A 26,070-nucleotide genomic window follows, 5' to 3' on the forward strand; every position below is an offset into this window, starting at 1 on the left:
CCCCGGGGGCGGGCCCCTACACGGGTACTCGGACTCGCGGTTTCTCTGTAGCTGAGTTGAGTCCAGGAATGTCCGTCTTTCTAGTGGAATCAGTTTCGGGTGTCCGGGAAACCGCCGGGGACCCTGGAAGCCGTTCCCGGACACGGGGTCGGAAACCCGCGGATCTTTGTTAGCGGCTGGTTCACCCGCTTAGTGAACTGGCGGTGAACTGGTGAACACCCCGTATTCATTGGGTTAACTGGACGTCAAACACATGACCGTTATCAGCAAGTCGGACTTTGCGGCGCGGCGCGGTTGGGCCAAGTCCTACGTTTCTAAGCTGGCAAAGCAAGATCGGCTGGTGCTGACCGCAGACGGCAAGGTCGAGCTGGAGGCAACCGAGGCCCTGCTGGCTGAATCGGCAGACCCCAGCAAGGCGGCGGTGGCTGCCCGGCATGAAGAAGCGCGCATTGATCGCGATGTGCGCAGCGGCCTGGTGCCGACTGCTGAAACCGATGCTGTGCCGCAACTCCCCAGCAAAGGCCCGGATTTTCAGAAGTCCCGAGCCCACCGGGAGCATTACCTGGCCAAGCTGGCCGAAGCTGAGTTCTACAAGGTCCAGGGTGACCTCGTTGATCGCGAAGCGGTAACGGTTGCGGCCTACAACGCGGGGCGCATGGTCCGTGATTTGCTGTTCGGCATGTCGCCGCAACTAGCTGCCGAGGTCGCGGCACTGAGCGATCCCTGGGAAATCGAGCGACACCTGACTGGGGCGTTTCGCCGGGCCCTTGAAGACGCCGGACGCATGACCGACGCCGACCTACAACAAGCCATCACACAGAGCTGAACCTATGCCCGAATACGCTAACGGTGCAGAGGTGTACCGCGATGCGTATTGCCGAGGGCTACAGCCAGACCCTGAACTATGGGTTGACGAATGGGCAGATGAATACATGCGAATCCCGCGTGACACGGGGGCCGCAGAGCCCGGCAAGTACCGCACGGACCGGACGCCGTACGCACGAGAACCCATGCGCTGCCTGTCCCCGGCCCACCCCTGCAAACGGGTGGTGACCATGGTGGCCTCGCAGTTGATGAAAACCCAAATCGCCTTGAACTGGATCGGCGCCCTGATCCACATGGCCCCATCCAACATCCTAACCTTGCTGCCGAGCCTGGGCCTGGCCAAGCGGGTGTCGTCGCGGATCGGCAAGACGATCAAGGCCACGCCGGAGTTGAACAAGCGCGTGGCATCCAGCCGCTCCCGTGACTCCCGCAACACGATGGACACCAAGGAGTTCGAAGGCGGTTCGTTGTACGTGACCACGGCCGGTTCTGCCGCCAACCTTGCCGAGCTGTCGGCCCGGTATGTGTACGGTGACGAGGTGGACCGGTGGGAGGTCGATGTGGGCGAGGAGGGCGACCCCATCGAACTGGCGGAAGCCCGGGGCAGTACCTTTGGCCGCAACGCCAAGTTCTACTTTTCCAGCTCGCCGACCATCAAGGGCGCCTCGCGGATCAGCGATCTGTTCGAGTCGAGCGATCAGCGGCATTACTACGTGCCGTGCCCAACCTGCGGGCATCACCAGGTGCTGGAGTGGGAACGCCTGCTGTACTCCGCTGACTTCAGCGTGGCGCACTACCAGTGTGCAGGTCCTGAGTGTGATGTCCTGATCGAGGAACACCATAAGGGCTGGATGCTGGCCAACGGGCAGTGGCGGGCGCACGCGGAGGGCGACGGGGAAACCGTGGGGTTCTACCTCAACGCCTTGTACGCCCCATCCGGCTGGACCGACTGGCGGACCTTGGCCCGGCAGTACGAGAAGGCCAAGAAGGCCCAAGCCGCTGGCAACCTGGAGCCGATGCAGGTGTTTTACAACACCCGCCTGGCCAAGGTCTGGGACAGCGCCCAAGAGCAAACCAAGGCCCATGTCCTGCGGGACCGGGCCCGCCTTGAGCGCTACAGCCTCGGCTCGATGCCGGCCGGCGTGTTGATGCTGACCGCTGCGGTCGACGTGCAGGCCAACCGCCTGGAGCTGATGGTGATGGGCTTCGGTGTTGGCTTGGAGCGCTGGGTGATCGACCACCAGGTGATTTGGGGTGATCCGGCGAACCAAAAGACGTGGGATGTGCTGGACGAGAAGCTCAAGGCCCGCTATCGGCATCCCTGCGGTGTCGCGCTGGCGATCCTGGCTGCAGGTGTCGACTCCGGTGGTCACCACACCGACGAGGTTTACCAGTTCTGCCGCCTTCGCCGGTGGCGCAACATCTTCGCCATCAAGGGGGCGAGCAAGCCCGGGCGTCCGGTCATTGCCCAGCGTCCGTCGATGGTCGATGTCACATGGCGCGGGCAGACCGAGCGCAACGGCGCTGAGCTGTGGTTTGTCGGCACCGACACCGCCAAGGACTGGATCTACAACCGCTATCCGTTCCCGGACGGCCCTGGTGCATTGCACTTCGCCAACGACTTGCCCGACGAGTTCTTCGATCAGTGCGTGGCCGAAAGCAAGGTGGCCCGCTACGTCAAAGGCTACAAGCGCATCGAGTGGGTGAAGGGCAAGGCCGACCGAAACGAAGCGCTCGACCTTATGGTGTATTGCCTGGCAATGGCCCATTACCTGGGCATCAATCGCTACCTGGACGCTGATTGGGAACGGGTCCGGCAGGCGCTGGTACAGGGCGGATTGTTCGACGACGAGGCCGGCCAGCAGGCGGTGTCGCCTGCACCTGCGACCGATGTACCGGAACCACAGGCCATCGAGCGTCCGGCTCCGCCACCTGTGGCCAGGGCCCAACCCGTTGCGCCGCAACCTCAACGCCGCATGTCAACCAGCGGCTATCTCAAGAGACGCTGATATGTCCTTTACCCAGAAACACCTCGACGCTATCGAGGCGGCTATCGCTCGCGGTGAAAAAACCGTGCGCTATGGCGACCGCACGGTGGAATACCGGACGGTGGACGAACTGCTCAGGGCTCGTGAGGAGATCCGAGGCAGTCTTGCCGCAGCTGCTGGCCCACGCCCCCGCGTGGTTCGGCTTTACCACGGGGGCAAGGGACTGTAATGGCTCGCCACTACCCAACGTTGAGCCGTCAAGGCTTCCTGCTGCCCTCGAACATCAAGGCCAGCTACGAAGGCGCCGGGGAGGGGCGCCGGTCGGCGGGCTGGGACGCCCCGGACAGTAGCCTCAACAGCATCAACACTCCGGCTTTGCGCAACTTGCGCTCGCGCTCCAGGGCAGCGGTGCGCAATGACCCCTATGCCTTCAACGTGGTGGACAAGCGGGTCAGTAACCTGATCGGCACCGGCATTACCCCTCGGGCCCAAACCGTCGACAACGACCTGCGCAAGCTGTTGCATGTCCTGTGGGAGGATTGGGTGGACGAGTCGGATGCCGACGAGCTGACCGACTTTTACGGCCAGCAGGCGCTGGTCGCCAGGACCGTTGAAACCTCGGGGGAATGCTTCGTGCGGTTGCGGCCGCGTCGAACCGAGGATGGGCTGGTGGTGCCCTTGCAGGTGCAACTGCTGGCGCCGGAGTTTGTGCCCCATGACAAGTTCGAGACCACTCGCGACGGCAACGTCATTCGGGCCGGGATCGAGTTCAACGGCATAGGCAAGCGGGTGGCGTACTGGATGTATCGCTCGCACCCGGGGGAATCCTCCGCATTGACCGGCGGCTATAACCAGCTGGTGCGAGTACCGGCCGCCCAGGTGCTGCACATCTTCGACCCGCTGGAGCCTGGCCAACTGCGTGGTGTACCGCGCCTGTCGCCGGTGCTGAAACGTCTGCGCAGCCTCGATAACTACGATGACGCGGTGTTGTTCCGGCAGGAGGTCGCCAACCTGTTCGCGGGTTTCATTACTCGGCCCACCCCGGAAGGTGGTCCTCCGCCGTTCGATCCTGTCACCGGTAAGCCGTTGAGTCTGGATCGAGACGGCTTCACGCCCATGGTGGCGCTGGAGCCGGGGACCATGCAGGAGCTGGGGCCCGGGGAGGAGGTCGAGTTCTCCAAACCGCCGGATGCGGGCAACAACTACCCGGACTTCATGCGCCAGCAACTCATGGCTGCTGCTGCCGGCGCGGGTGTGCCCTACGAGATCGTTACCGGCGATATGCGCGACATCAACGACCGAGTGATGCGGGTGGTGCTGAACGAGTTTCGCCGGCGCCTGGAACAATTGCAGTTCGGCGTTTACGTGCACCAGTTGTGCCGCCCTGTGCGTGCGGCTTGGCTGGATATGGCGTTCTTGGCCGGTGCGGTGCAATTGACGGACTACACCCAGCGCCGCCGTGAATACCTGCGTACTCGCTGGGTGCCACAGGGGTGGCCGTATCTCCAGCCGGTGCAAGACGTTCAGGCCCGACGCATGGAAGTGCAGGCCGGCTTCGCCTCGCGCAGCGAGATGTGCCTGCGCACCGGCTACGACGCCGAAACGGTCGACGCGGAAAACGCCGCGGATCTGGAGCGGGCGAACGGCCTGAGCCTCAATTACAACACCCTCGAAAGCGTCGAGCAGCTCGACGACAAGGAGCAACCATGAGCAAGAAAACTCAGGTCCGCGTCTACGACGCTGCCGGCGCGTTGGTGCCGGTCAAGGATCAGACCTGGTACACCGTTCGGGCCAGCGACGGAGCCGAGCAGCGCAATATCGAAGTGTTCGTGTATGGCGAGATCGGCACCTGGGGCGTGACAGCCAATCAGTTTGTGCAGGACCTGCGGGCCCTGGATGACGGGGTGTCGCCGGTGGTGGTCGCCTTCAATAGCATTGGCGGGGATCTGTTCGACGGCCTGGCAATGCACAACGCGCTGTCGCGTTTGGGCGAGCGCTGTACCGGTCGGATTGACGCCCTGGCCGCCAGCGCCGCCAGCGTGGCAGTGTGCGGCGCGCATCGGGTGGTGATCGCTGCCAACGCCATGCTGATGATTCACAACCCGTGGACCTATGCGGCTGGCGATGCTGAGGACTTCCGCAAAGTGGCCCAAGTACTGGACCAGACCATGGAAGCCATCATCGCGGCCTATAAGGCGAAGGCCCCTGACATTGATGAGGAGGAGCTGCGGCGCCTCGTCGATGCTGAAACCTGGCTGACAGCCAACGAAGCCGTGGCGCTGGGCCTGGCGGATGAAGTAGGCGACGGGGTCAAGGTCAGCGCCTGCCTGGGCCATGGCGATGCGTTGCGGCGCTTTCGCAACGCTCCCCCTGGGCTACTGGCCCAGTTGGACGAGCAGCCTCCAGCATCTCCAGCTGAGCCAGCAACCCCGCCCGAGCCGGCTCCGGTGGTGGATGCTGCCCAGTTGGCCCTGATGATCACTCAGCGTTGTGCTGAGTCCGGTATCAGCAACCTGGTAGAACCGCTGCTCAAGTCCACCCAGTTGGAAAGTGAGGCGGTGGTCCAGGCTGGCCTGGCACGGGCCAAGACCATCAACGATCTGTGCGTAGCCGCTCGGTTGCCGGAGTTCAGCGTCGAGTTCGTGGCGGCCGGTCTGGATGCGGCCAGTGTTCGCGCCCGCTTGTTCGACAAGCTGGTGGGCACGGGCAAGGGCTTCGAAATCAACAACAGTCTGCCGTTGGAAAACGACCCGCCGCCCAAGGTACAGGCCAAGAAAATCGACCAGCCCTCGATCTGGGCTGCTCGCCAAGCTGCACATCAACCATCCGCGAAAGGAACCAGACCATGACTGTTCAACGTGAGCCGATGCATGCGGGTGAATTCCTGCTGTCCGAAGGCCCCGGCAACATCTCCCGCGAAGCCATCAACGTCGCCGCAGGCCCGGCCCTGGAGCCCGGCCAGATCCTTGGCTTGGTCACTGCTACCGGCGAGTTCGCGCCTTATAAGCCGACTGCTGAAGATGGCAGCGAGAACGCCCAGGCCATCCTCTACGGCCCCCTGGGCGAGTCGGATGTGGTGCGACGCGGTCGTGCTGTGGTGCGCCTTGCTGAGGTCAGCGAGGCATGTTTGACCGGTCTCGACCCGGCCGCTGAAAAGGCCCTGGCCAGTCACTTCGTGATCGTCCGCTAAGACCCTTCACCCTCGTTTATCGAACCCGCCCTTGCGGGTTTTTTGCTTTCTGGAGATTGCTTCATGGCTGACATTGAGATTTTTAACGACGATGCGTTTTCGGTTTCCTCGCTGACTGCGGCGATCAACGAGCAGGAATACCTGCCGGGTCGCATCAGCAGCCTGGGTTTGTTCAGGGAGGAAGGTATCTCCACCGTGACCGTGCAGATCGAAAAGGACGGCGACACCATCGGCCTGGTTCCGGCGGGTGAGCGTGGCACCTCTGGCCTGGTGGTCGGAGGAAGCAAGCGCACCATGATTCCGTTCAACACCGTGCACCTGCCGCAGCGCTTCTCGATCAAGGCGGACGAGATCCAGGGTATTCGTGCGTTCGGAACTCGCAGCGAGCTGCAATCGGTACAGGATGCGGTCAACAGGCGTTTGGCCAAGTGCCGCCGACAGTTGGACGCCACCCACGAATACCAGCGCATGGGGGCTCTGAACGGCCAGATCCTCGACGCTGATGGCAAGACCGTGTTGCTGGACATTTACAAGACCTTCGGCGTCACCCGGAAAAAAATGTCGATGGGGCTTAATAGTCCAGACACTCAAGTCCGTGAGAAATGCGGCGATGCCCTGGACGAGCAGGAGGAGGCGCTGGGTAGCATTACCAGTACCGGAGCCCGGGCGTTCTGTGGCAAGAACTTCTGGAACAAGCTGATCACTCATAACTCTGTGGAGAAGACCTTCCTCAACACAGTGCAGGCTGCTGCACTGCGTGGTGACTCTCGCGAAAGCTTCGAGTTCGGCGGCATCGTCTGGGAGCGCTATCGGGGCAAGGTCGCTGGGGTTCAGTTTGTGCACCCCGATAAAGCCCTGCTGATTCCTGAGGGTGTGCCCGACCTCTATATCTCTGTGTTTGCCCCGGCCGACTACATGGAGACGGCGAACACCGAGGGCCTGCCGTACTACAGCAAGCTTGAGCCGCTGCCGTTCAACAAAGGCATTGCTGGTGAAGCACAGTCCAACCCGCTGCACATTTGCTCGCGGCCGCTGGCGCAGATCTTGCTGGAGATGTGACCGTGGGTATTCGCGACCTGGTGGCGGATGTCGACGAGGTGGTGTTTGAGGTTCTGGCGGACACCGCCTACATCGAAGGGCGCGAGGTGCGGGGGATGTTCTCCGCGCCTTGGCTGCAACCCAAGCTTGGCAAGATGTCCACGGCGCTGCGCGAGCCGCACCTGGTGATTCGTGTTGCAGACGCCGAGGGCGTAGAGATCCGGCAACAGGTGCGGATCGACCTGCCGGAGCATGACGGCGGAGGGGTTTACACCCTGATCCTGGTGGAGCCGACAGGTGACGGCCTGGTGACGCTTGTCCTGAGGATCAACCCATGAACGTTGGTAGCTATGCACGGCTGGCCGTCAGAGATGGCGTGATCACCTTGCAGTCGTCGCCTGCGCATCTACAGGCGTTTAGGGACTTTGCCGCCCTGGTCCCGAAAGCGGCGGTGGTGGCCCAGCGGCGGGCGATCAACAAGACGTTGCGCTGGCTGCGTACTTACATCTCCCGAGCTGTTAGCAGCAAGGAGCGTATAGCGGTGGGTGCAGTTCGCCAGCGCCTGCGGGCCTATCCGATCAACAGCGCCGGGCAGGGCAAGCTCTGGTTCGGTATCAACCCGATAGAGTCCAGCCGAATCGGCCGCGCCCGGCAGAACCGGTCGGGTGTGTCGGTGGCGGGCAGACGTTATCAGGGGGCGTTTTACAAGCAGGTCTATGGCAGTCAGGCGGATATCTGGATTCGTACCGGTAGCCGCCACTATGACCCAGCTGACTATCCCGAAACCCGCGAGGGCCGGCGGCGCACGGGCTTCATCAACGAGAACGACAACCGCTTCCCCCTGGCCAAGGCAAAGGTATCGCTGGATGACGTGCGGCCGGTTTTCGATGAATGGGTTAAACGGGCAGATCAGCGGCTGCTGGAGATCCTGGAGCAGGAGCTGAACTTTGAGCTGCAAAAATACTTGAGAGGTAGCAAAGGTGTCTGAACCCCTCGATCTAGACCAGCTCTACCAGGCCATCGAACAGCATATCCGCGAGGCTATTCCCGGCCTGTTTGATGTAGCAGTGATGCCTGATCTGCTGGGGCGCATGGCACTTCCAGCCGTGATTGTTGAGCTGAACGAGTTGGAGCCTGGAACCGATCCGCTGACCGGCGAGACGGCGCTGGAAGCCCGCTTTGAAGCGCGGGTGATGGTGGGAGCTGAGCAACCTCAATCTGAACGGCAGGCGCTGTTCATTGCCTCGCAGCTTGCGGTTTTGCTACGCATGCAGACCTGGGGTCAGCCCGTAGAGCCTGCGCAGTTTGTCCGGTCCGGCCAGGATTGGACGCGGCCCGAGCTGGACGGCTACACAATCTGGACTGTGGAATGGACCCAGGGCTTTTACCTCGGCCTTGAGGAATGGCCATGGCCAGACCAGCCACCTGGAACGCTGGTGTTTGGGTTCAGCCCTGATACCGGCCCGGGTCACAAGGACGGCTACCTGGGGCCGGAGGAGATGGCATGAGCTACGTTGCAGCAGCGCATGACCGCATGATCGCCGGCCTGATCATTCCCTGTAGCGTGGTCGCGGTCGATCTGGCCGCCGCCATGGTGCGGGTGTCTGATGGTGCCGGCTGGACCAGCGCCTGGGTGCGTTGGCACAGCCAGGCCGCCGGCAAGGCCCGGCACTGGCGGGTGCCGAGCCTGGGCGAGCAGGGGGCCTTGATCAGCCCCAGCGGCGAGCCGGCCCAGGGGACCTTCGTGCCGGGGCTGTACGGCAACGCTGGAGCCCAGCCGGACAACCGCGACCACGTCGAAGTGTGGCGCTTCGACGATGGCGGCTCGCTGGTCTACGACTGGCAGGCCAAGAGCTACAGCATCAGCTTGCCCAGCGGCACCGTGACCATCCAGGTCGGCGGTAGCTCGGCGGTGATCACCGATAGCGCGATCACCGGCAAGGCCAGCAGCATCACCCTGACCGGGCAAATCACCTTGAACGGTGACGTACAAATCAACGGCGCGAGCCTGAAACACAACGGGGTCAACGTCGGTTCGACTCATACCCATTCGGGCGTGCTGCCCGGCGGTGGATCGACCGCGGTGCCTCAGTAACCAGCAGCCCGCCATCGCGGGCTTTTCTTCGCCTGGAGCAAACATGACCATAACCAAGAAACCCGCCGAGCAACCCGGCGGGGAGCCGGCCGCGCCCGGCGCTTCGGTGTTCCGCGACACCCTCTATACCTCCCGCGTGCTGATCCTACCGGATGGCCGGCAACTGGCGGTGAAGCAAGGCCAGGTAACGGCCGGGCCGGGCGACCAGGTGGCGCTGGACTTCCTGCGCTCGCATTCGGACCTACAGCCGCAGGGGTGACGCGATGATCGGAATGGATCGCCGAACGGGCCAGCCGCTGTCGGGCCTTGAGCATGTGCGGCAGTCCATCGAGGACATCCTGACCACGCCGCTGGGCAGCCGGCGGATGCGCCCGGAGTACGGCAGCGACCTGCGCCGCTACGTCGACTTGCCCGTCACTGGCGGCTGGAAAAGCGCCGTCCAGGCCGAGGTGGCCCGGGCGCTGTTGCGCTGGGAGCCGCGCTTGAAGCTGGAACGTGTGCAGGTGGTGGCGGTAGTGGGGGGCCAGATCAGCTTTCAGCTGGTGGGCCAGTACCTGGGGGATAGCGCGATATTGGAGGTGACGGCATGAGCATATTGGACTTGTCGGCCCTGCCGGCGCCGCAGGTGCTGGAGCCCCTGGATTTCGAGGCGCTGTACCAGGGCAAGCTGGCGATGTTTCGTCAGCACATGGGGGAAGCCTGGACGGCGGACCTTGAGAGCGACCCGGTGACCAAGCAACTGGAGCTGTCGGCTTACGGGGATCTGCAACTGCGGGCCCGGATCAACGACGCGGCCAAGGCCCTGTTGCTGGCCCATGCCCAGGGGAGCGACCTGGACCAGTTGGCGGCCAACGTCAATTTGTCCCGCCTTGTGATCCGCCCGGCCGATCCCCAGGCAGTGCCACCGGTGGAAGAGGTCAAGGAGTCCGACGACGCCTTGCGCGAGCGCGTCCAGCTGGCCTACGAGGGCCTGACCACGGCGGGTCCGCGCAACAGCTACATCCTGCATGCCCGCAATGCCTCGGCGCTGGTGGCGGATGCCGAAGCCGAAAGCCCGGCGCCGGCCTGTGTCACGGTCACGGTGTTGAGCCTCGACGATGACGGGAAAGCCAGCGCCGAGCTGCTGGCGACAGTCGCAGCGGCCCTTAATGATGAAAACGTGCGGCCGCTGGGGGACCGGGTCACGGTGCAGAGCGCGCAGGTGCTGCCCTATCGCATCGATGCGGTGCTGTACATGAAAGGCCCCGGGCCGGAAAGCGATGCCGCGCTGGCCGAGGCCCGGCGCAAGCTGGCGGCCTGGATTAATCCGCGTCGGCGCCTGGGGTTGGAGGTCGCCCGCTCGGCGATCGATGCCCAGCTGCACGTTGCCGGCGTGGCCCGGGTTGACCTGAGCAACTGGCGCGATATCTCCCCGACGCGGGCCCAGGCGGCGTATTGCACCGGCTACAGCGTCACGCTGGGGGGCTGATATGACCAGCCTACTGCCGATCAACAGCACGCCGCTGGAACGGGCCATGGAAAGCGCAGGGGCCCGGCCTGGGGAGGTCGCGCAGATCCTGCGCACGCTCTACAACCCCGCGACCTGCCCGGCCCACCTGCTGCCGCAGTTGGCCTGGGCGTGGTCGGTGGATCGCTGGGACCCGGGCTGGTCCGAGACGGTCAAGCGCAACGCCATACGCGCATCGTTCTTCATCCATGCGCGCAAGGGCACCATCGGTGCGCTGCGCCGTGCTGTGGAACCGTTGGGCTACCTGATCGAGGTGATCGAATGGTGGCAGACGGTTCCCCAGGGGCCGCCGGCCACCTTCGCCCTGAAGGTCGGGGTGCTGGATACCGGTATCACCGAAGCGATGTATGCCGAGCTTACGCGCTTGATCGATGACGCCAAGCCGGTCAGTCGCCACATGACGGGCCTGGCCATCAGCCTGGAAACATCAGGAACCATCAGGTTCGGCGCCTACGTCGACCAGGGCGAGGTGATCGACATCTATCCGCCGACTCCTCGCGATATCGAAGTGACCGGCCGTTATGGCCAGGTTGTGTGCATTGACGAAATAGACACTTTGGATGTGTACCCATGATCGATTCTAACAGTCAGTTCTTCGCCATTCTCACGGCGGTAGGGGAGGCGAAACAGGCCAACGCCACCGCCCTGGGCATTCCCTGGACCTTCAAGGATATGGCGGTGGGGGATGCCAACGGCACCGACCCCGTGCCAGATCGGGCTCAGACCAAGCTGATCAACGAATGGCGCCGGGCGCCGGTCAACCAGGTTCGCACCGATCCGGCCAACCCGAACCTGATCATCACCGAGCAGGTGATTCCATCGGATGTTGGCGGGCGCTGGATTCGCGAGATCGGCTTGTATGACGCGGCGGGCGACCTGGTGGCGGTGGCCAACTGCGCACCGAGTTTCAAGCCACTGCTGGCCCAAGGCACAGGCAAGACCCAGATCATTCGCATGAATTTTATCGTGTCGAATACCGCGCAGATCGTGCTCAAGATCGATCCGGCGGTGGTGCTGGCAACTCGGCAATATGTCGACGATTCACTGGCCACGGCGCTGCCAGCAAACAAAACACCAGGCACTTACCGGCAGGTGACCATCGACAAGCGCGGCATTGTTGTCAGTGGCGCTAACCCCACCACACTGGCTGGCTATGGCATCACCGATGCTTTCACCAAGCCGGAAACGTCGGCGGCGATCAATCAAGCGGTGGCCGCGCTTGTTGCAGCCGCGCCCGGCGCACTCGACACGTTGAAAGAGCTTGCGGATGCGCTTGGCAATGATCCGAACTTTGCAACGACGATGACAAACGCCCTCGCGGGGAAAGCCGCCAAGGCCACAACGCTCGCCGGGTACGGCATCACCGACGCGATGAAAAAGCTCGCGGGCGGTATTGAAGCTCAAGCGGTCCCGTCTTCAAACAATCTCGACACGGTCAGTTCTTCGGGGCTGAACAGTTTTCATGCTTCAACTGCAAACCGCCCGTCGGGGTCCACGTACGGGACTGTTCTCCACATCTCCTATGACCAGCCCACCGGAAACTGGACTCAGCTTGCAGTGGCGACGGGCGACAGCCGGGCGTGGTTCCGGGGATGTGTGAATGGATCTCTTCAGGCGTGGCAAGAGATATGGAGCTCCGGAAATCTCAATCCTGGAAACCTCCAGCAAAAGCTTGGTTTTACGCCGGTTCAGCAAGGAACAGGGCACGGACAGGGCAGCAATACAGTTAAAATTGGTTGGTCAACTGATCAGTCCCCTAGACTTAAACTTACTGTTGATAATACCTATATTGGGGACTTCTGGACGTCATCAGACTTCAATCCTGCCGACTACATCAAAAAAGGCCAGATATTGGGATCAGGAGAAAGCCCCAAATGTATGAGTGCTGCCACAGGCACTATTGGTGGCATAAGCGGCGATGCTAGCGGGCTTGAAGTTCGCGGAAATGGTAACGGTGCCGCAGTGATTAGCTTTCATCGTCCCGGGATTTATGGGGTTCACCTTGGGTTGGACACCGACAGCCAACTCAAAATTGGCGGCTGGAGTATGGGCGGCGTCGCTCACACGATATTGCACACCGGCAACTGTGATATGACCGGGGCCATTGTGCACTTCCCGTTCCCCGAGCCGCCTACTGGTTTTCTGCGCGCAAACGGTACGGCAGTCAGTCGTTCAGCTTATCCAAGGTTGTTTGCGCGGATCGGAACAACACACGGCGCAGGGGATGGTTCTACGACATTCAATCTCCCGGACTGGCGTGGCGTCTTCGTGCGCGGGCTAGATGAAGGGCGCGCACTTGATCCGGGCCGAGCGCTCAATAGTTTTCAGTGGGATCAGCTACAAGGGACCGCACAGAGCATGCCACCAGGTTCTTCCGGTTTTACTGTCTACGCGCCTGGAATCGGTGGGGCTTCTAGTGGTGGCGGGATTAATACAGCTCCTCGGACTGGCGGCGCCATTTCAGATGGAATAAATGGCGAGCCGCGAGTTGGTAAAGAGACTCGACCGGTGAATATCGCTTTTCTAGCCTGCATTAAATACTGAACTGAGGTGAAACATGTCTGAGAAAGAACCGCCAAAGGTGTACCAAGCCCATGTTTTCACAGGTGAGTATATCGGCCAGTCTTATGCTGACCCTGACCCCATGGTGCCTGGCAATTGGCTGATACCAGGAATGGCGTTTACTGAAGCTCCACCGATAGCTGAAAAGGGATTCGCGGCCGTCCACATTCCTGGCGGGAAGGAGATTTGGAGCCTTCTGCCCGACCTGCGCGGAACGGTTTACCAGACGGATACGGGGCAGCCAGTTCAGTGGGAGAAATTCGGAGAATTGCCTGAGGGGCTAACGTCAATGCCACGACCTGGGCCCTACCACTTTTGGAAGGAGGGGGAGTGGAAGCTAGACGCTGCTGCACAGACCGAGGGACAAAAGGTCCAAGCATTCGCTAAGCGCGATCAGTTGCTGGGTGATGCGGCTATCAGGATCAGTCCGCTGCAAGATGCGGTTGATCTTGGCGATGCAACAACAGCAGAAGAAGCAGAACTGAAGAAGTGGAAACAGTACCGGGTGGCAGTCAACCGCGTTGACCAGCAGCCGGGCTTCCCTCGAGCAGTTAGCTGGCCACCAGCGCCTGAGCCCACGCCATAAACGCCCCGCACTGTCGGGGCGTTTTCATTCCAGCGCTTCGGCGCCCGTTCCACCCACGGCCTCGCACATGCGGGGCCTTGTCATTTCTGGAGACTCTATGAGCTTTTTCCACGGCGTCACCGTCACCAACGTGGACACCGGCGCGCGCACCATCGCGCTGCCTACGTCCTCGATCATCGGCCTGGTGGACACCTTCACCGAGGGCCCGGGCGTCAGCGCCAAGGCCAACGATCTGCTGCTGATCACCAGCGAGCGTGAGGCCATTGCGGCCTGGGGCCCGGATGCGGCGATCACCAAAGCGTGCCAGGCCATCTATCAGCGTGCCAAGGCGGTGATCGTCGCCTGTGGTGTGGCCAAGGTCGCAGACGCGGCGCAGCAAACCTCAGCCATCATCGGCGGGGTCCTGGCCAGCGGCAAGCGTACTGGCTTGCAGGCGCTGCTGGACGGCAAGAGCCGTTTCAACGCCCAGCCGCGCCTGCTGGTGGCGCCCAAGCACAGTGCCACCCAGGGGGTCGGTACGGCCCTGGTGGCCCTGGGCGACAAGCTGCGCGGCCTGGCCATCATCGACGGGCCCAGCACCACCGACGAGGCGGCCATGGAGTACGCCAAGAACTTTGGCGCCAAGCGCGCTTACCTGGTTGATCCGGGTGTTCAGTATTGGGATGGCCAGGCGAGCGCCACGGTCGATGCGCCGGCCTCGGCCTGGGTCGCGGGCCTGTTCGCCTGGACCGATAGCGAGTACGGCTTCTGGGCCTCGCCTTCTAACAAGGAGTTCGTAGGCATCACCGGCACAGGCCGGCCTGTTGAGTTCCTGGACGGCGACGAGACCTGCCGCGCCAACCTGCTGAACAACGCCAATATCACCACCATCATTCGTGACGCCGGCTTCCGCCTGTGGGGCAACCGCACGCTGTCCAGTGACCCCAAATGGGCGTTCGTCACCCGCGTGCGAACCATGGACATCGTCATGGACGCGATTCTCTACGGCCACAAGTGGGCGGTGGATCGGTCGATCACGGCCACCTATGTGAAGGACGTCACCGAGGGCCTGCAAGCCTTCATGCGCGACCTCAAGAACCAGGGGGCGATTATCAATTTCGAGGTCTACGCAGATCCGGAGTTGAACACCGCCAGCCAACTGGAACAGGGCAAGGTGTACTGGAACATCCGCTTTACCGACGTACCCCCCGCCGAGAACCCGAATTTCCGCGTCGAAGTCACCAACCAGTGGCTGACCGAAGTCCTCGATAAAGCCGCTTAAGGAGCTGCAGCAATGGCAATGATTCCCGAAACCCTGGCGAACATGAACCTGTTCGTCGACGGCATTAGCTTTCAAGGCGACGTGCCGAGCCTGACCCTGCCCAAGCTCACCCTTAAGACCGAGGAACACCGGGCCGGCGGCATGGATCTGCCGGTGGAACTGGACATGGGCATGGAGAAGCAAGAAGCCGGCTTCACCACCACCGGCGTGCGCCGCGAGTCGCTGCGCATGTTCGGCCTGTCGGATGGGACCGCGTTCAACGGTGTGTTCCGTGGTGCCTTCAAGGGCCTCAAGGGCAAGACCACGGCGGTGATCGTTACCCTTCGTGGCCTGTTGAAAGAGGTCGACATGGGTGACTGGAAGGCGGGCGACAAGGCCGAGATCAAGCACAACGTGGCCTTGACCTACTACAAGCTGGAGGTCGACGGGCGCCTGATCTACGAGATTGATGCCCTGGGCATGAAGCGTGTGATCAACGGCGTCGACCAACTCGCCGCCCAACGTTCGGCCCTGGGCCTGTAAGGAAAACCCTCATGACTCAAGTAAAGAAAACCCCGGCCTGGATGAACCTGACCCCCGATAGCGTCGTGGTGACCCTGACCAAGGCTGTCGAGCTGAACGGCGTGCGGTGCGACACGGTCACCCTGCGTGCCCCCACCGTGCGCGACGTGCGCGCAGCGAACACCGCCGCCGGCGGTGATGACGAACAACGCGAGCTGGCGCTGTTCGCCAGCCTGGCCCAGGTAGGCAGCAAGGACCTGGAGGGCATGACCCTCAAGGACTACCAGCGTTTGCAGGCCGGCTATTTTCGCCTGGTGCAAGACGACGAACTTTGACCCGGCGGTGTTGAAGATGGCGGCAAAGCGGCTCGCCAGCGAGCTGCATTTTTCTGCCGAGGAGATTATGACCATGCGCTTTTCCGACATGGTCTGGTGGCTCACGGATTGAGCCTCACGGGGCATAGGAGGTCAGATGGCACGCAATATTTCGCTGGGTCTGGTGATCGGCGGCGCCGTGAGTGCAACAGTCGGCGCGGCCTTCAAGACCGTTGGAAACAGCATCAAGAAGCTGGAAGAGCAGGGCAGCAAGGCCAAGGTGCTGAAAAGCACGATCGGCGAAACCATGCGCCTGCGGGACGAATGGAAGCGAGCCCACGACAGCGGCGCCGCCTCGGCGGCCGGCCTGCTGAGCAAGCTGGAGCGCAATCTAAGCAGCCTGCAAAAGCAGGGCGTTCAGGTCGGCAAGCTGCGCCAGGAATACCAGGCCCTCGGTCGGGTGGCCAAGGGCGCAGATTTGCAGCTCAAGGGGCACCAGCAGATCCAGCAGGGCAAGGAAGGGTTCAAGTCGAGCATTGGCCAGGCCGTGGCCGGGACTGCTGCTGTAGCGATCCCGACAAAGATCAGTGCTGACTATCAGGCGATCATTCGGGATATCGCGATCAAGGCTGGTATTGCGAACAAGCCCGAAGAGCAGCAGATGACACGGACGATCATCGAGACGTCCCAGCAGACCGGCATGGGTCGAAACGATGTGGCGGACCTGGTGAACCAGTTGGTGGCTGCTGGCCTGGAGCTGGACAAGGCGCTGTCCTATGCGCCGCTCGCTGCAAAGTTCGCGGTAGGTCAGGGTTCGGGCGGTGAAGAGACGGCGAAAATGATTTTTGCGTTGCAGCAGAACGCCCAGATCAACGATCCGAAAATCATGGAAAAGGCGCTGGAGGCTATCGCCGTGCAGGGCCAGTCGGGCAGTTTCGAGGCGTCCGATATGGCGCGCTGGTTTCCCAAGCTGCTGGCCAACATGGGTAACACCCAGTTGTTTGGCATGGATGCGGTGGTGCAGTTGGGCTCGATGCTGCAAGTGCAGATGAAGACTGCCGGCAGTGCGGACGAGGCGGCCAACAACCTGATGAACTGGATGTCCAAATCGGGGGCGGAAGATGTCGTGAAGGCCTACAAGGACGTTGGCATTGATTACCAAGCGTCGCTGAACACGGGGATTCAAGGCGGAAAGTCGACCTTTGAATCGACCTTTGAACTGGCCATGCGATACATCAAGGCCACGGACCCGGCGAAGGCCGCGAAAATGCAGGAAGCCCAGGCCAAGATCAGCAAGGAAGCCGATCCGGCGGCGGCCAAGGCGCAGTTGATCGCGCTGGAGGAGTCGTTGCGTACCGGCAACCTGTTCGCGGACATGCAGGTCAAGATGGCCCTGCTGGCCTACTCGCAGAACCGGGAGCTGTACGAGCAGCAGAAAAAGAACTCGCTCAACGGCAAGGGCATCCTCGACCAGAACCTGGCCGAGCGCCGCGAGACGTCTGCCCAGCTTTGGACCGAAACCGTCCAGGCAATTAACGATGGCATGCGTGCGGTGGGTGATGCGCTGCGGCCGGCAACGGATGCGGTGGCCAAGGGTGTTCGAACGGTGGCCATGTCGTTGACCGGGCTTACGGAAAAGATGCCGGGTGTGGTCGCGGGGGTGGTGGGTGTAGGAGCGGCATTGGTCGCCCTGGGTTCAGCATTCAGCATGTTCAAGATGGGCAAGGGGCTGTTCAACGTTGCTCGGGGTTCGCTGATGGGTAACCCGAATGTGATCCAGCGGGTGTTCGTCACCAACGCCGGCGGCCTGGGCGGCGATTACGACCTCGACGGCGGCCGCGACAAGACGGGCGGAAAAGGCGCTAGGGGCGGCAAGGCGGGCGGCGGTGTACGTGGCCGGCTCGGTCGGGCCGGGCGTGCGTTGCGCTCTGCATTCCGGCCGGGCGTGCTGGGCCGCACGGCGCGGCTGGGTGGCGCGGCATTGAAGGGTGCCACCAGTCTGGGCGTTTCGGCATTGAAGAGCGTAGGCGGCCTGGTCAAGGGCATGTCGCCCTGGGTGAAAGGTGGCGGCGTGCTGTCGGCGCTGGGGGCTGGATTCAAGGTCGCGGACACCTACCAGAACGCCAAGACCAAGGACGAAAAAGCAGAAGGCTATGGCGGTGCCGCCGGTGGATTAGCCGGTGCCATGCTCGGCACCAAGGCGGGGTTGGCGGCAGGGGCTGCCATTGGCTCGATTGTGCCAGGGCTCGGCACGGCCATCGGCGGGGCTGTAGGGGCCGCGGTGGGTGGTGCCCTCGGCTATTGGGGTGGTGATGCCCTGGGCGCAAAAGCTGGTAAGGCGCTGTTCGGTGGTGACGACTCGCTTAAGCGACTGCCGGACGCCGGCCCGCTGATGATACGCGATGCCGGCAAGAACATCCCGCCGGTCCTGGGCGATATTGCCAAGTCCTTCAAGGCTGGCCAGTCGCCGCTGATGCTCAAGGCCCCCGAGGCAGCTAAACCCATGATGGGGCAGGTGGTGCGCTCGATGGCGGGGACAGCGTCGCCAGTCGCAACGCCGGCGATGATCAAGCCGCCTGAGTTGGCGAAACCATTGCCGCCGAAGGTCGACCAGCAATTCAGCTTCGCCCCGGCGCTATCGGTCACGGTCCAGGGTGATGTTAAGGACCCGGCGCAGTTGGCCCGGGAGCTGACCCCCCACCTGCGTTTACAGTTCGACGAATACAGCCGCCAGGCCGCTGCTCGACAGCTGTCGGACGAACCACATGTTTAGGAGATCCCATGGCTTACATGGAACAATTGCAATCGGGGCTCCACTCCCTGGTCGCCGCCGGGGAGGCCGGGCGCACCAGCGCAGACGGCATGTTGACCCCGTTGAACGGGGCTATCGGCGATATTACGGGGGCTGCGTCCGAGCTGGAGAATGTGCCGTTCGTGGGCCCGGAGATCGGCGCGAAGTTGCAACGGACCTTGCGCGGCATCACTGCTGCGCAATCGGTCGTGGGCCAGGTCGCGGCCGGCTACAGCCAGGCCGTGTCTGCTGCGGGGCAGATCCAGCAACGCCTGGGCAGTTTGCAGGAGCAGACAGCCCGGGCGGGGGCTGCGATCAACCGTATCGGCGTCCAGGTCAGCCCCTCCCTGGGCAGCATCTTCCCGAGTGGTGCGCTCGGCGGTCTGGGCATGCCGGCGGCAGCGGTGAAGCCGTTCCCGCATTTGCTGATCATTCATCCGCTGCGCCCTGGTGCGCAGCCCTACTACTTCAACCTGGACACGGCCGCCTTCGACGAACTGCGCCGGCAGACGGCGTTTCGCTGGGCGGGTCAGGAGCGTCTGACGCGCAGCATTGCCCAGCAGGCTGTGGGGCAGGGGGACGACAAAATCACCCTCAAGGGCGCGGTTTTCCCCGGCTTCAAGGCCGGCCTCGGCCAGTTGCAGAAGTTGCGCAGCATTGGCCGGCGGCTCCAGCCGTTGAGCCTCACCACCGGTTACGGCGAGGTCCTGGGCACCTGGTGTCTGACAAGCCTTGAGGAAGAACAGAGCCATCTACTGGCCGGCGGCGTGCCGCGCAAACAAGGCTTTTCATTGGAGTTCGTGAGCTATGGCGACGACTTGCAGAACGTCTAGCGGGGATCTGCTCGACACGATTTGCTATCAGTTCTATGGCCACCTGAACGGCAGTGTGGAGGCGGTGCTGGATGCCAACCAAGGGCTGGGCGATGAACCCCAGCCGTTCCGGGCTGGGGTGCTGATCGTGCTGCCGGATCTGCCGGCGGCGGTCGATGCTCAGGTGCTGCTATGGGATTAGTCCGCTGCGTTAGCGCATTGCCGTGCGGCCACTTGGTAGGCGGCGTAGTTTTCGGAGTACCGTCGAGCATCCTTAAGAATCATGCCTTGCCAAGAGGATGCTGCGTCTATAGCAGCTGTGCGGCATTTTGCGTAGGGCGTAAAGAGAGCCCCGTAGCGGTCGCTTTCGTCTTGTAGCCTTTTCAGCGCAAGTGCCTGTTCGCTTGCTTGCTGGTTGTTCATGGCTCCTGTCAGCGCGAGAGTCTGGCCATGTTCTACCGTCTCATTGAGGCGCTTAAGGAATTCGCGAGCTTCCTCGGGCTTAATTTTCGCTACCTCATCTTGGGCGGCCACGTATTGCTTTCCGCGTTCAATGGACCCGGCGCTGGGTGGGGGATCGTCGCCAAGGTTCATGACTCGTAACTTGTGCTCGGCTTGTACGAAGTAGGCGGCCACCAGGCAAAGCGTTATCCCAACAATCCTTTTCATTGCTTTCTTTCTTCCTAACACGCGGGGCTCCGAGGTCCCGGTGGCTTCATGATTTTTGGAGGGAATATATTACATGACACCTGTTTTTCGAATTGTAGCGGATGGCCATGACATCACAGCGCTGATCAATGACCGCCTGGTGACCTTGCGCACGTCGGACAAGCCGGGCATGGAGTCGGACGAGTTCGAATTGCGCATCGATGACCGGGCCCAGGCCGTGGCGCTGCCCAGCCGCGGCGCCACTATCGAGGTGTTCATGGGCTACAGTGGCCAGGCCCTGGCCCGGCTCGGGCGCTATACCGTGGATGACGTGGTGGTCAGCGGTCCGCCGGACACCATTGAGATACGGGGCAAGGCCAGCGATATGCGTGGCAGCGGTAAGACCACTCGCAGCGGCAGCTGGGAGGATGTGCCGCTGCAACAGATCGTGCGTGACATCGCAGCACGCAATGGCTGGCAGCCGGTGTGCCCGGTCACAACAAAGGTGCCCCGGATCGACCAGTTGAACGAGTCCGACTACAACTTCATTACCCGCCTGGCCAAGCAGTACGACTGCACGGCCAAGGTGGCTGATGGCAAGTTATTGACGTTGCCGCGCCAGGGTGGACAGAGCGCAAGCGGCAAGGTCTTGGGTATGGTCACCATCACCCGTCGCGACGTGAGCCGCTACCAGTTTCGCCTCGGCGATCGCAGCACGCATAAGGCCGTTCAGGCCAAGCACCAGGACAAGAAGAGCGGCAAGCTGCGGGTGGTCGACCTGGGCAACGACGACTCCCCGGATGGCCTGCCACCGGTGCATACCGACCGTCATATCTACCCCAACAAATCCGCCGCAGAGCAGGCCGCCAAGGCCCGGCTGGCGGCATTCAACCGCAGCACCGCCGGCGTGCGCCTGGAGATGCCCGGGCGTACCGACCTGTTCGCAGAACGCATGATCAACGCCCAGGGCTTCAAGGTTGGGCTGGATGGTGAATACCTGGTCGACTCGGTCGAGCAGGTGTTTACCCAATCGGGCTGGAGTACCACCGTCGAATGCAACGGCGGCAAGAAGGGCAAGGCGAAAACCAAGGGCAAGAAAAAGAAAGCCACCAAGCCGCTGCGAGTCGAGCAGCTGTAACCCATCACCACTGGAGAAACCACGCATGACGATCACAGTGCAGCAGCTGCTGCAAATCCTCCCCAACGCCGGCGCTAAAGCCGGCGTTTTTGTTCCTGGGCTCAACGCGGCCATGAGCAAGTACGCGATCATCACCCGGCTGCGAATCGCGGCGTTCATCGCTCAGATCGGCCATGAGTCCGGCCAGTTGCTGTACGTGCGCGAGCTGGGCAACGATCAATACCTGAGCAAGTACGACACCGGCACCCTGGCCGCTCGGCTGGGCAATACCCCGCAGGCCGATGGCGACGGCCAGAAGTACCGGGGGCGGGGCCTTATTCAGGTCACCGGCCGGGCTAACTATGAAGCGTGCAGCGAAGCGCTGTTTGGTGACTCGCGACTGCTCAATACCCCCGAGCTGCTAGAAAACCCGGTCTATGCCGCGCTGTCTGCTGGGTGGTTCTGGCAGAAGGCCGGCCTGAATACCCTGGCAGACAAGGGCGACTTTCTCACCATCACCAAGCGCATCAACGGCGGCACCAACGGCCTGGCGGATCGCCAGGCGCTGTATGAGCGTGCCCTTAAGGTGCTGGCGTGAAGGGTTCTGGCTGGTTGTTGCCAGCCCTGGTCCTGGTCCTGGTGCTGGGGCTCGTCCTGGGCGGCTGGAGCGCATGGACCTGGCAGGCCAACGCCTACGGCAAGGCCCTGGCCGAGCAAGCCGAGGCGTACAGCACGGACCGAGAGCAGGCCGCTACGGCGGTGATCAACTGGCAGGGCGAGCAGCAGGACGCCCGCCGTGCGCTCGAGGACCGCCTGCAAACGAATGACGAAACCCACTACAAGGAATTGCGCGATGAACAAGCGAAACAGGCTCGCCTGCGCAGCCAGCTGGCTACTGCTGATTTCCGGCTGTCAGTCCTACTCAACACCGCCGCCTCGGGTGGTGGCGGTGGGTTGCCAGCCACCGCCGGCACCTGCGGCATGGTTCATGGAGCGGCGAGAGCCGAACTTGACCCAGCGGCTGCTCAACGAATTGTCGCCATCGCCGGCGACGGTGACCAGGGATTGATCGCCCTGGCGGCGTGCCAGGACTACATCAAAGAGGTGATTTCAATGAAGTGAAAAGGAGCGGGTAGATGGGATATGAAAATACCCCATAACCCAATCCTCACGTGCAGTTATTGGCTGCAGCGTGGCTACCCGGCTAGCGACAGTGCATAATTGCATAATCACATTCACGCAGTTAAGCGTCAGTATCTGACGATCTTTTACCGATGTTTGCTTATCGGAGCTCTAAGGATGGATAGCAATACATGAATGCAGATTTTTTAGACGCCCATCAAAGGCACATGGTTGATGCAGAAATGCTATTTTTGGCGTCACGTTTGGCTAATTCCGACCAGCTCTTCGGCTTCGCTGCGGAGTGCGGCCTCAAAACACTCATGCTCCATTTTGGCATGGTGATTAAGCAAGACGGTTCGCCGAAAGGGACTGACGACCGTGTGCATGCTGATAAAGTGTGGGGTCGTTACGATACCTATCGGGCTAATTCGGTTCATGGCGCAAATTACGCACTCCCGAGCCAGAATCCCTTCCAAGATTGGGGGGCGCCTCAGAGATACGTCCATAGCGGCGAAATTTTGCAGCCGAGGGTTGATGCTCATAGAGCTGCTGCTGGAGCTGTCGCGGCTTTGGTTAGAAAGGCCCGGCTGGAGGGATTGATATGATTACATTTGACCGGCTTATCCCCGAGTTGCAGAACATTTTTTCTCACCATTCTGAGTTTTTTCGTCAGACGGCGCCCGTCTACGTAAACAGAGACTTGAATGGAAGGATTCGACTGATCATTTCTGCAAAGTGGCAAAGTGATCAGGGTGTTTTGGATACTCTCGCAATCATATCGAAACAAATATTTGATGCGCTTGGAGGTCGAGCATTTCCACCTCCACAAGCAGTATTGTTCGAGTCAGACTTAGAAAATGTTTCATTTGGTGCGCCGATATTCCCCTTAGAGGGCATTCCTGGTGTTTCGTTGATTGATCGGTTAGCAACTCAAGGTAACTGGTCGACAATTGCTCCTCCCTCGACTGACGCTCCTAGAGTTGTATTTTTTTCCATCAAGGGTGGGGTTGGGCGTTCTACAGCAATAGCAGCGAGTGCTTGGTCGCTAGCGCAGAGTGGGAAGCGAGTCTTAGTATTAGATCTAGATCTTGAATCGCCAGGTCTCTCTACTTCTTTGCTGCCTGTAGATCGTCGCCCCCGGTATGGTATTACTGATTGGTTGGTTGAAGACCTCGTCGATAATGGAGACGAGGTGTTTGACAGTATGGTGGCGTCTAGTGGTTTATCACATGACGGCGATATTTTTGTCGTGCCTGCTCATGGCGCTGAGTCTGGTGAATATGTCGCTAAATTGGGGCGGGCTTGGATGCCGAAAGTATCGGCTACCGGTCAAGAGTCTTGGTCCCAGAGACTTCAACGACTTATCTCACTATTAGAGAAGCGTTGGTCACCCGATGTGATTTTGGTGGACTCTAGAGCGGGAATTGATGAGGTAGCATCTGCATGTGTTACTGATTTAGGTGCAAATTTGGTTCTCCTGTTTGCATTGGATGGAGACCAAACTTGGTCTGGCTATCGGATTCTATTTCGTCATTGGCGGACAACAGGGGTTGTTCGAGAAATCAGAGAGCGCCTTCAGGTCGTGGGAGCCTTGATTCCGGAGTTAGATGGGATTGAATATACAATAGGCTTACGTGAAGAGGCATGGAGTTTATTCGCAGATGAGCTCTATGACGAAGTGCCAGCTGGCAGTGCAGCTACGGAGGAAACCTGGAGTTTCGACACTGCCGACGAGGGAGGTCCTCACTATGCTTGGGCAATTCGTTGGAACCGAGGCTTCAACTCTTTAAGGGTAATCCACTCAAGGTTAGATGGCATCGATGCTAATGAAGTCTCTGCTGTTTTTGGCCAGGTAATACAAGGCGTTTCGAATGCTGTTCAGGATGAGGATTGCTCGTGATTTCAAAGGTACAGATTAAAGAGTCTCTTGTTCAAGCGATTCCTCTGACAACTTCGAGTCACGGGGAAGCGCCTGATTTGCGGCACTTGTATATGCCTCTTGGCCATGTAAAAGCATTGAGGCTTGAATGCAATTTGGTAGTAGGTGCAAGGGGAGTAGGGAAATCTTTTTGGACCGCGGCGCTCCGCGCGCCACTATTGCGTGAAGCTCTCGGTAAGGCTGTTAAGGAACTTGAGTTTACCGATGTTCACGTGGGCTTTGGCGTTGCTCCAGATATCGATTCGTTTCCCGATATGGAGGTTTTTGCGCAGCTAATCCATACTGGGTTTACCCCTTTTGAAATATGGAAAGGTGTTGTTGTTCGTTGGCTCGCTAAAATTAATCCAGTTGTAATTCCAGACGGTAGCTGGAAGGATACAGTAGAATGGGTTAGAGATAAGCCTGAGAGTTTAGCTAGGATTGTTCAGGATACTAACGGCTTGCTGGCTGGTAAGAGTAAATCTGCTCTCATAGTTTTCGATGCTTTGGATCGTACCAGTAACGATTGGGGGATGATGGATCGGATTGTTAGGGATCTACTAAGAGTTGTACTGTGGTTAAAGTCTTACTCGCGCCTTCATGCCAAAGTTTTTTTACGAGAAGATCAATCTGATCGAACTATCACCGATTTTCCAGACGCATCAAAATTGCTTGCTACAAAGGCTGAGCTGACGTGGGCATCGCACGATTTACATGGCTTGTTATGGCAGACACTTTGTAACGCTGCCGGAAATGACGGCTCAAATCTGCGCGCCCTGTATACAGGCGTAATTGGACGTGCCCCGCGATCAGATAATCAAGTTTGGTTTGTAGCTGAAGAGGTAAAGCGAGAGAGCGTTAAGCAACGTGAGTTATTTGAGGCTCTCGCGGGGCCGTGGATGGGACGTGACCGTCGTCGGGGGGTGCCCTATATCTGGGCTGTAAGTCATCTCGCTGATGGACGGGGGCGGACTTCTCCTCGATCTTTCCTTGCCGCCATACGCCAGGCGGCAGAGGACTCTTTAGAAAAATATCCGGACCACGAACAGGCGCTTCATTACGAGAGTATTAAGCGCGGCGTTCAGAAAGCGTCTGAGATAAGAGTTTCCGAAATGGCTGAGGACTATCCATGGGTTCCTAGGATTATGGATCCTCTTCGGGGCGCATCTGTTCCTTGTGCTTTTGACATTGTTGAAGAACGGTGGAAATTGCAATTTCCTTCGGGACTCTCCGGTCTATCAGACCAAAGGCTTCCACCTCAGCATGCTGAAAGAGGATGGGCCGGGGTGCGTAGTGACCTAGAGCGATTGGGTATCTTTGAAACGATGAAGGATGGAAGGGTGAACCTGCCAGATCTATATCGCGTCGGTTTCGGTTTAGGGCGACGTGGGGGAGTGAAGCCGGTTAAGTGACATGCTTTTCTAATCATGAAACTGGGAGTTTTAGGGCAAAAATAGGGCAAATTATGGGTCGCTACGGGTCGCAGTAGGCAGTCAAAAGCTCATTAGGTATGCTGGTTTTGCTGGCTGTAGCGGCCTGTGTTGATATAGAAAGGGGGGCGAATCCCTATCCTCGCTACCTTGGTTTGCAGTTGCCGAACTGATTGTTGACAAGGGAGGCGGGCCTGTGGGGCAAAAATGGGGCAATCTGTACGCCAATCAATGCCATTTAATGCCAAGTGACCTTATATCCAGCTGCTTTGAAAAAGCCCTACAGCCCTTGTTCTTCGGGGTTGTAGGGCTTTTTGCATTAATACCCGAGCACAATCGGCGTATGTTCGTCTCCTTTGGGCCAG

At 60.6% G+C, this 26,070-nt stretch carries 30 protein-coding genes; 29 read left to right on the forward strand and 1 reads right to left on the reverse strand.

Annotated elements, in window-relative coordinates; genetic code table 11:
• Nucleotides 1-253: 253 nt before the first annotated feature.
• From AC3WK8_RS29370 to AC3WK8_RS29480, 23 genes are all read left to right on the forward strand, one after another.
• Complete coding sequence (locus AC3WK8_RS29370) at nucleotides 254-826, forward strand: terminase small subunit (protein WP_103326606.1); 573 nt, start codon at nucleotides 254-256, stop codon at nucleotides 824-826.
• Nucleotides 827-830: 4 nt separating this feature from the next.
• A complete protein-coding gene (locus AC3WK8_RS29375; protein WP_103326604.1) occupies nucleotides 831-2,834 on the forward strand; it encodes a phage terminase large subunit family protein in 2,004 nt (667 codons plus the stop codon).
• A gap of 1 nt (nucleotide 2,835) precedes the next feature.
• Complete coding sequence (locus AC3WK8_RS29380; RefSeq protein ID WP_103326602.1) at nucleotides 2,836-3,042, forward strand: phage head-tail joining protein; 207 nt, start codon at nucleotides 2,836-2,838, stop codon at nucleotides 3,040-3,042.
• The gene (locus AC3WK8_RS29385; RefSeq protein ID WP_103326600.1) at nucleotides 3,042-4,523 is read left to right on the forward strand and encodes a phage portal protein; all 1,482 of its coding nucleotides are present in this window, start codon (nucleotides 3,042-3,044) and stop codon (nucleotides 4,521-4,523) included. Before AC3WK8_RS29380 ends, AC3WK8_RS29385 begins: the two co-directional genes overlap by 1 nt.
• Nucleotides 4,520-5,662, forward strand: coding sequence for a head maturation protease, ClpP-related (locus tag AC3WK8_RS29390; protein WP_103326598.1), 1,143 nt, complete (start codon nucleotides 4,520-4,522; stop codon nucleotides 5,660-5,662). Before AC3WK8_RS29385 ends, AC3WK8_RS29390 begins: the two co-directional genes overlap by 4 nt.
• Nucleotides 5,659-6,003 (forward strand): head decoration protein, encoded by a 345-nt coding sequence (locus AC3WK8_RS29395; RefSeq protein WP_103326596.1) that lies wholly within the window; start codon nucleotides 5,659-5,661, stop codon nucleotides 6,001-6,003. Before AC3WK8_RS29390 ends, AC3WK8_RS29395 begins: the two co-directional genes overlap by 4 nt.
• A 63-nt stretch (nucleotides 6,004-6,066) precedes the next feature.
• A complete protein-coding gene (locus tag AC3WK8_RS29400; protein WP_103326594.1) occupies nucleotides 6,067-7,062 on the forward strand; it encodes a major capsid protein in 996 nt (331 codons plus the stop codon).
• Nucleotides 7,063-7,064: 2 nt separating this feature from the next.
• Nucleotides 7,065-7,379, forward strand: coding sequence for a head-tail joining protein (locus tag AC3WK8_RS29405; RefSeq protein WP_041118653.1), 315 nt, complete (start codon nucleotides 7,065-7,067; stop codon nucleotides 7,377-7,379).
• Nucleotides 7,376-8,029, forward strand: coding sequence for a hypothetical protein (locus tag AC3WK8_RS29410; protein ID WP_103326592.1), 654 nt, complete (start codon nucleotides 7,376-7,378; stop codon nucleotides 8,027-8,029). The genes AC3WK8_RS29405 and AC3WK8_RS29410 overlap by 4 nt, the downstream gene beginning before the upstream one ends.
• Nucleotides 8,022-8,549, forward strand: a complete 528-nt coding sequence (locus AC3WK8_RS29415; protein WP_103326590.1) for a hypothetical protein — start codon at nucleotides 8,022-8,024, stop codon at nucleotides 8,547-8,549. The genes AC3WK8_RS29410 and AC3WK8_RS29415 overlap by 8 nt, the downstream gene beginning before the upstream one ends.
• Complete coding sequence (locus tag AC3WK8_RS29420; RefSeq protein WP_103326588.1) at nucleotides 8,546-9,136, forward strand: phage baseplate assembly protein V; 591 nt, start codon at nucleotides 8,546-8,548, stop codon at nucleotides 9,134-9,136. Before AC3WK8_RS29415 ends, AC3WK8_RS29420 begins: the two co-directional genes overlap by 4 nt.
• A gap of 43 nt (nucleotides 9,137-9,179) precedes the next feature.
• Nucleotides 9,180-9,395: a hypothetical protein gene (locus AC3WK8_RS29425; RefSeq protein WP_103326586.1), complete on the forward strand. Its 216-nt coding sequence runs from the start codon at nucleotides 9,180-9,182 to the stop codon at nucleotides 9,393-9,395.
• A gap of 4 nt (nucleotides 9,396-9,399) precedes the next feature.
• Nucleotides 9,400-9,726: a GPW/gp25 family protein gene (locus AC3WK8_RS29430; RefSeq protein ID WP_103326585.1), complete on the forward strand. Its 327-nt coding sequence runs from the start codon at nucleotides 9,400-9,402 to the stop codon at nucleotides 9,724-9,726.
• Nucleotides 9,723-10,604 (forward strand): baseplate assembly protein, encoded by an 882-nt coding sequence (locus AC3WK8_RS29435; RefSeq protein ID WP_103326583.1) that lies wholly within the window; start codon nucleotides 9,723-9,725, stop codon nucleotides 10,602-10,604. The genes AC3WK8_RS29430 and AC3WK8_RS29435 overlap by 4 nt, the downstream gene beginning before the upstream one ends.
• Nucleotide 10,605: 1 nt before the next feature.
• Nucleotides 10,606-11,217: a phage tail protein I gene (locus AC3WK8_RS29440; protein ID WP_103326582.1), complete on the forward strand. Its 612-nt coding sequence runs from the start codon at nucleotides 10,606-10,608 to the stop codon at nucleotides 11,215-11,217.
• Nucleotides 11,214-13,187, forward strand: coding sequence for a phage tail-collar fiber domain-containing protein (locus AC3WK8_RS29445; RefSeq protein WP_103326580.1), 1,974 nt, complete (start codon nucleotides 11,214-11,216; stop codon nucleotides 13,185-13,187). Before AC3WK8_RS29440 ends, AC3WK8_RS29445 begins: the two co-directional genes overlap by 4 nt.
• 13 nt (nucleotides 13,188-13,200) lie before the next feature.
• Nucleotides 13,201-13,791 carry a tail fiber assembly protein gene (locus AC3WK8_RS29450; RefSeq protein WP_103326578.1) on the forward strand — a complete coding sequence of 197 codons (591 nt, stop codon included), beginning with the start codon at nucleotides 13,201-13,203 and terminating at the stop codon, nucleotides 13,789-13,791.
• A 97-nt stretch (nucleotides 13,792-13,888) separates the two neighbouring features.
• On the forward strand, nucleotides 13,889-15,052 hold the full coding sequence (locus AC3WK8_RS29455; protein ID WP_103326576.1) for a phage tail sheath subtilisin-like domain-containing protein: 1,164 nt from the start codon (nucleotides 13,889-13,891) through the stop codon (nucleotides 15,050-15,052).
• Nucleotides 15,053-15,064: 12 nt separating this feature from the next.
• Nucleotides 15,065-15,574: a phage major tail tube protein gene (locus tag AC3WK8_RS29460; protein ID WP_085599592.1), complete on the forward strand. Its 510-nt coding sequence runs from the start codon at nucleotides 15,065-15,067 to the stop codon at nucleotides 15,572-15,574.
• 11 nt (nucleotides 15,575-15,585) lie between these two features.
• Entirely contained in the window at nucleotides 15,586-15,888 is a 303-nt protein-coding gene (locus AC3WK8_RS29465) for a phage tail assembly protein (protein ID WP_103326574.1), read from the forward strand.
• A 136-nt stretch (nucleotides 15,889-16,024) separates the two neighbouring features.
• A complete protein-coding gene (locus AC3WK8_RS29470; RefSeq protein WP_103326573.1) occupies nucleotides 16,025-18,640 on the forward strand; it encodes a phage tail tape measure protein in 2,616 nt (871 codons plus the stop codon).
• 8 nt (nucleotides 18,641-18,648) lie between these two features.
• On the forward strand, nucleotides 18,649-19,491 hold the full coding sequence (locus AC3WK8_RS29475; RefSeq protein ID WP_178088066.1) for a phage tail protein: 843 nt from the start codon (nucleotides 18,649-18,651) through the stop codon (nucleotides 19,489-19,491).
• A complete protein-coding gene (locus tag AC3WK8_RS29480) occupies nucleotides 19,466-19,672 on the forward strand; it encodes a tail protein X (RefSeq protein WP_085599547.1) in 207 nt (68 codons plus the stop codon). Before AC3WK8_RS29475 ends, AC3WK8_RS29480 begins: the two co-directional genes overlap by 26 nt.
• Here the strand turns inward: AC3WK8_RS29480 and AC3WK8_RS29485 are convergent.
• Entirely contained in the window at nucleotides 19,669-20,139 is a 471-nt protein-coding gene (locus AC3WK8_RS29485; RefSeq protein WP_085599545.1) for a hypothetical protein, read from the reverse strand. The two genes, AC3WK8_RS29480 and AC3WK8_RS29485, sit on opposite strands and share 4 nt — an antisense overlap.
• A gap of 73 nt (nucleotides 20,140-20,212) precedes the next feature.
• Here AC3WK8_RS29485 and AC3WK8_RS29490 point away from each other — a divergent pair, with 73 nt between their 5' ends.
• The 6 genes from AC3WK8_RS29490 to AC3WK8_RS29515 all read left to right on the forward strand — a co-directional run bounded on the left by AC3WK8_RS29490 (nucleotide 20,213) and on the right by AC3WK8_RS29515 (nucleotide 25,687).
• Nucleotides 20,213-21,256: a phage late control D family protein gene (locus AC3WK8_RS29490; RefSeq protein WP_103326571.1), complete on the forward strand. Its 1,044-nt coding sequence runs from the start codon at nucleotides 20,213-20,215 to the stop codon at nucleotides 21,254-21,256.
• Nucleotides 21,257-21,281: 25 nt separating this feature from the next.
• A complete protein-coding gene (locus tag AC3WK8_RS29495; RefSeq protein WP_103326569.1) occupies nucleotides 21,282-21,833 on the forward strand; it encodes a glycoside hydrolase family 19 protein in 552 nt (183 codons plus the stop codon).
• Nucleotides 21,830-22,357: a lysis system i-spanin subunit Rz gene (locus AC3WK8_RS29500; RefSeq protein WP_103326567.1), complete on the forward strand. Its 528-nt coding sequence runs from the start codon at nucleotides 21,830-21,832 to the stop codon at nucleotides 22,355-22,357. Before AC3WK8_RS29495 ends, AC3WK8_RS29500 begins: the two co-directional genes overlap by 4 nt.
• A gap of 191 nt (nucleotides 22,358-22,548) precedes the next feature.
• Nucleotides 22,549-22,962, forward strand: coding sequence for an SAM-dependent methyltransferase (locus tag AC3WK8_RS29505; protein WP_103326565.1), 414 nt, complete (start codon nucleotides 22,549-22,551; stop codon nucleotides 22,960-22,962).
• Nucleotides 22,959-24,257 (forward strand): ParA family protein, encoded by a 1,299-nt coding sequence (locus AC3WK8_RS29510; protein ID WP_103326564.1) that lies wholly within the window; start codon nucleotides 22,959-22,961, stop codon nucleotides 24,255-24,257. Before AC3WK8_RS29505 ends, AC3WK8_RS29510 begins: the two co-directional genes overlap by 4 nt.
• Complete coding sequence (locus tag AC3WK8_RS29515; RefSeq protein ID WP_256592430.1) at nucleotides 24,254-25,687, forward strand: hypothetical protein; 1,434 nt, start codon at nucleotides 24,254-24,256, stop codon at nucleotides 25,685-25,687. The genes AC3WK8_RS29510 and AC3WK8_RS29515 overlap by 4 nt, the downstream gene beginning before the upstream one ends.
• Nucleotides 25,688-26,070: the final 383 nt, after the last annotated feature.

The sequence above is a fragment of the Pseudomonas sp. FW507-12TSA genome (genome assembly GCF_058781435.1).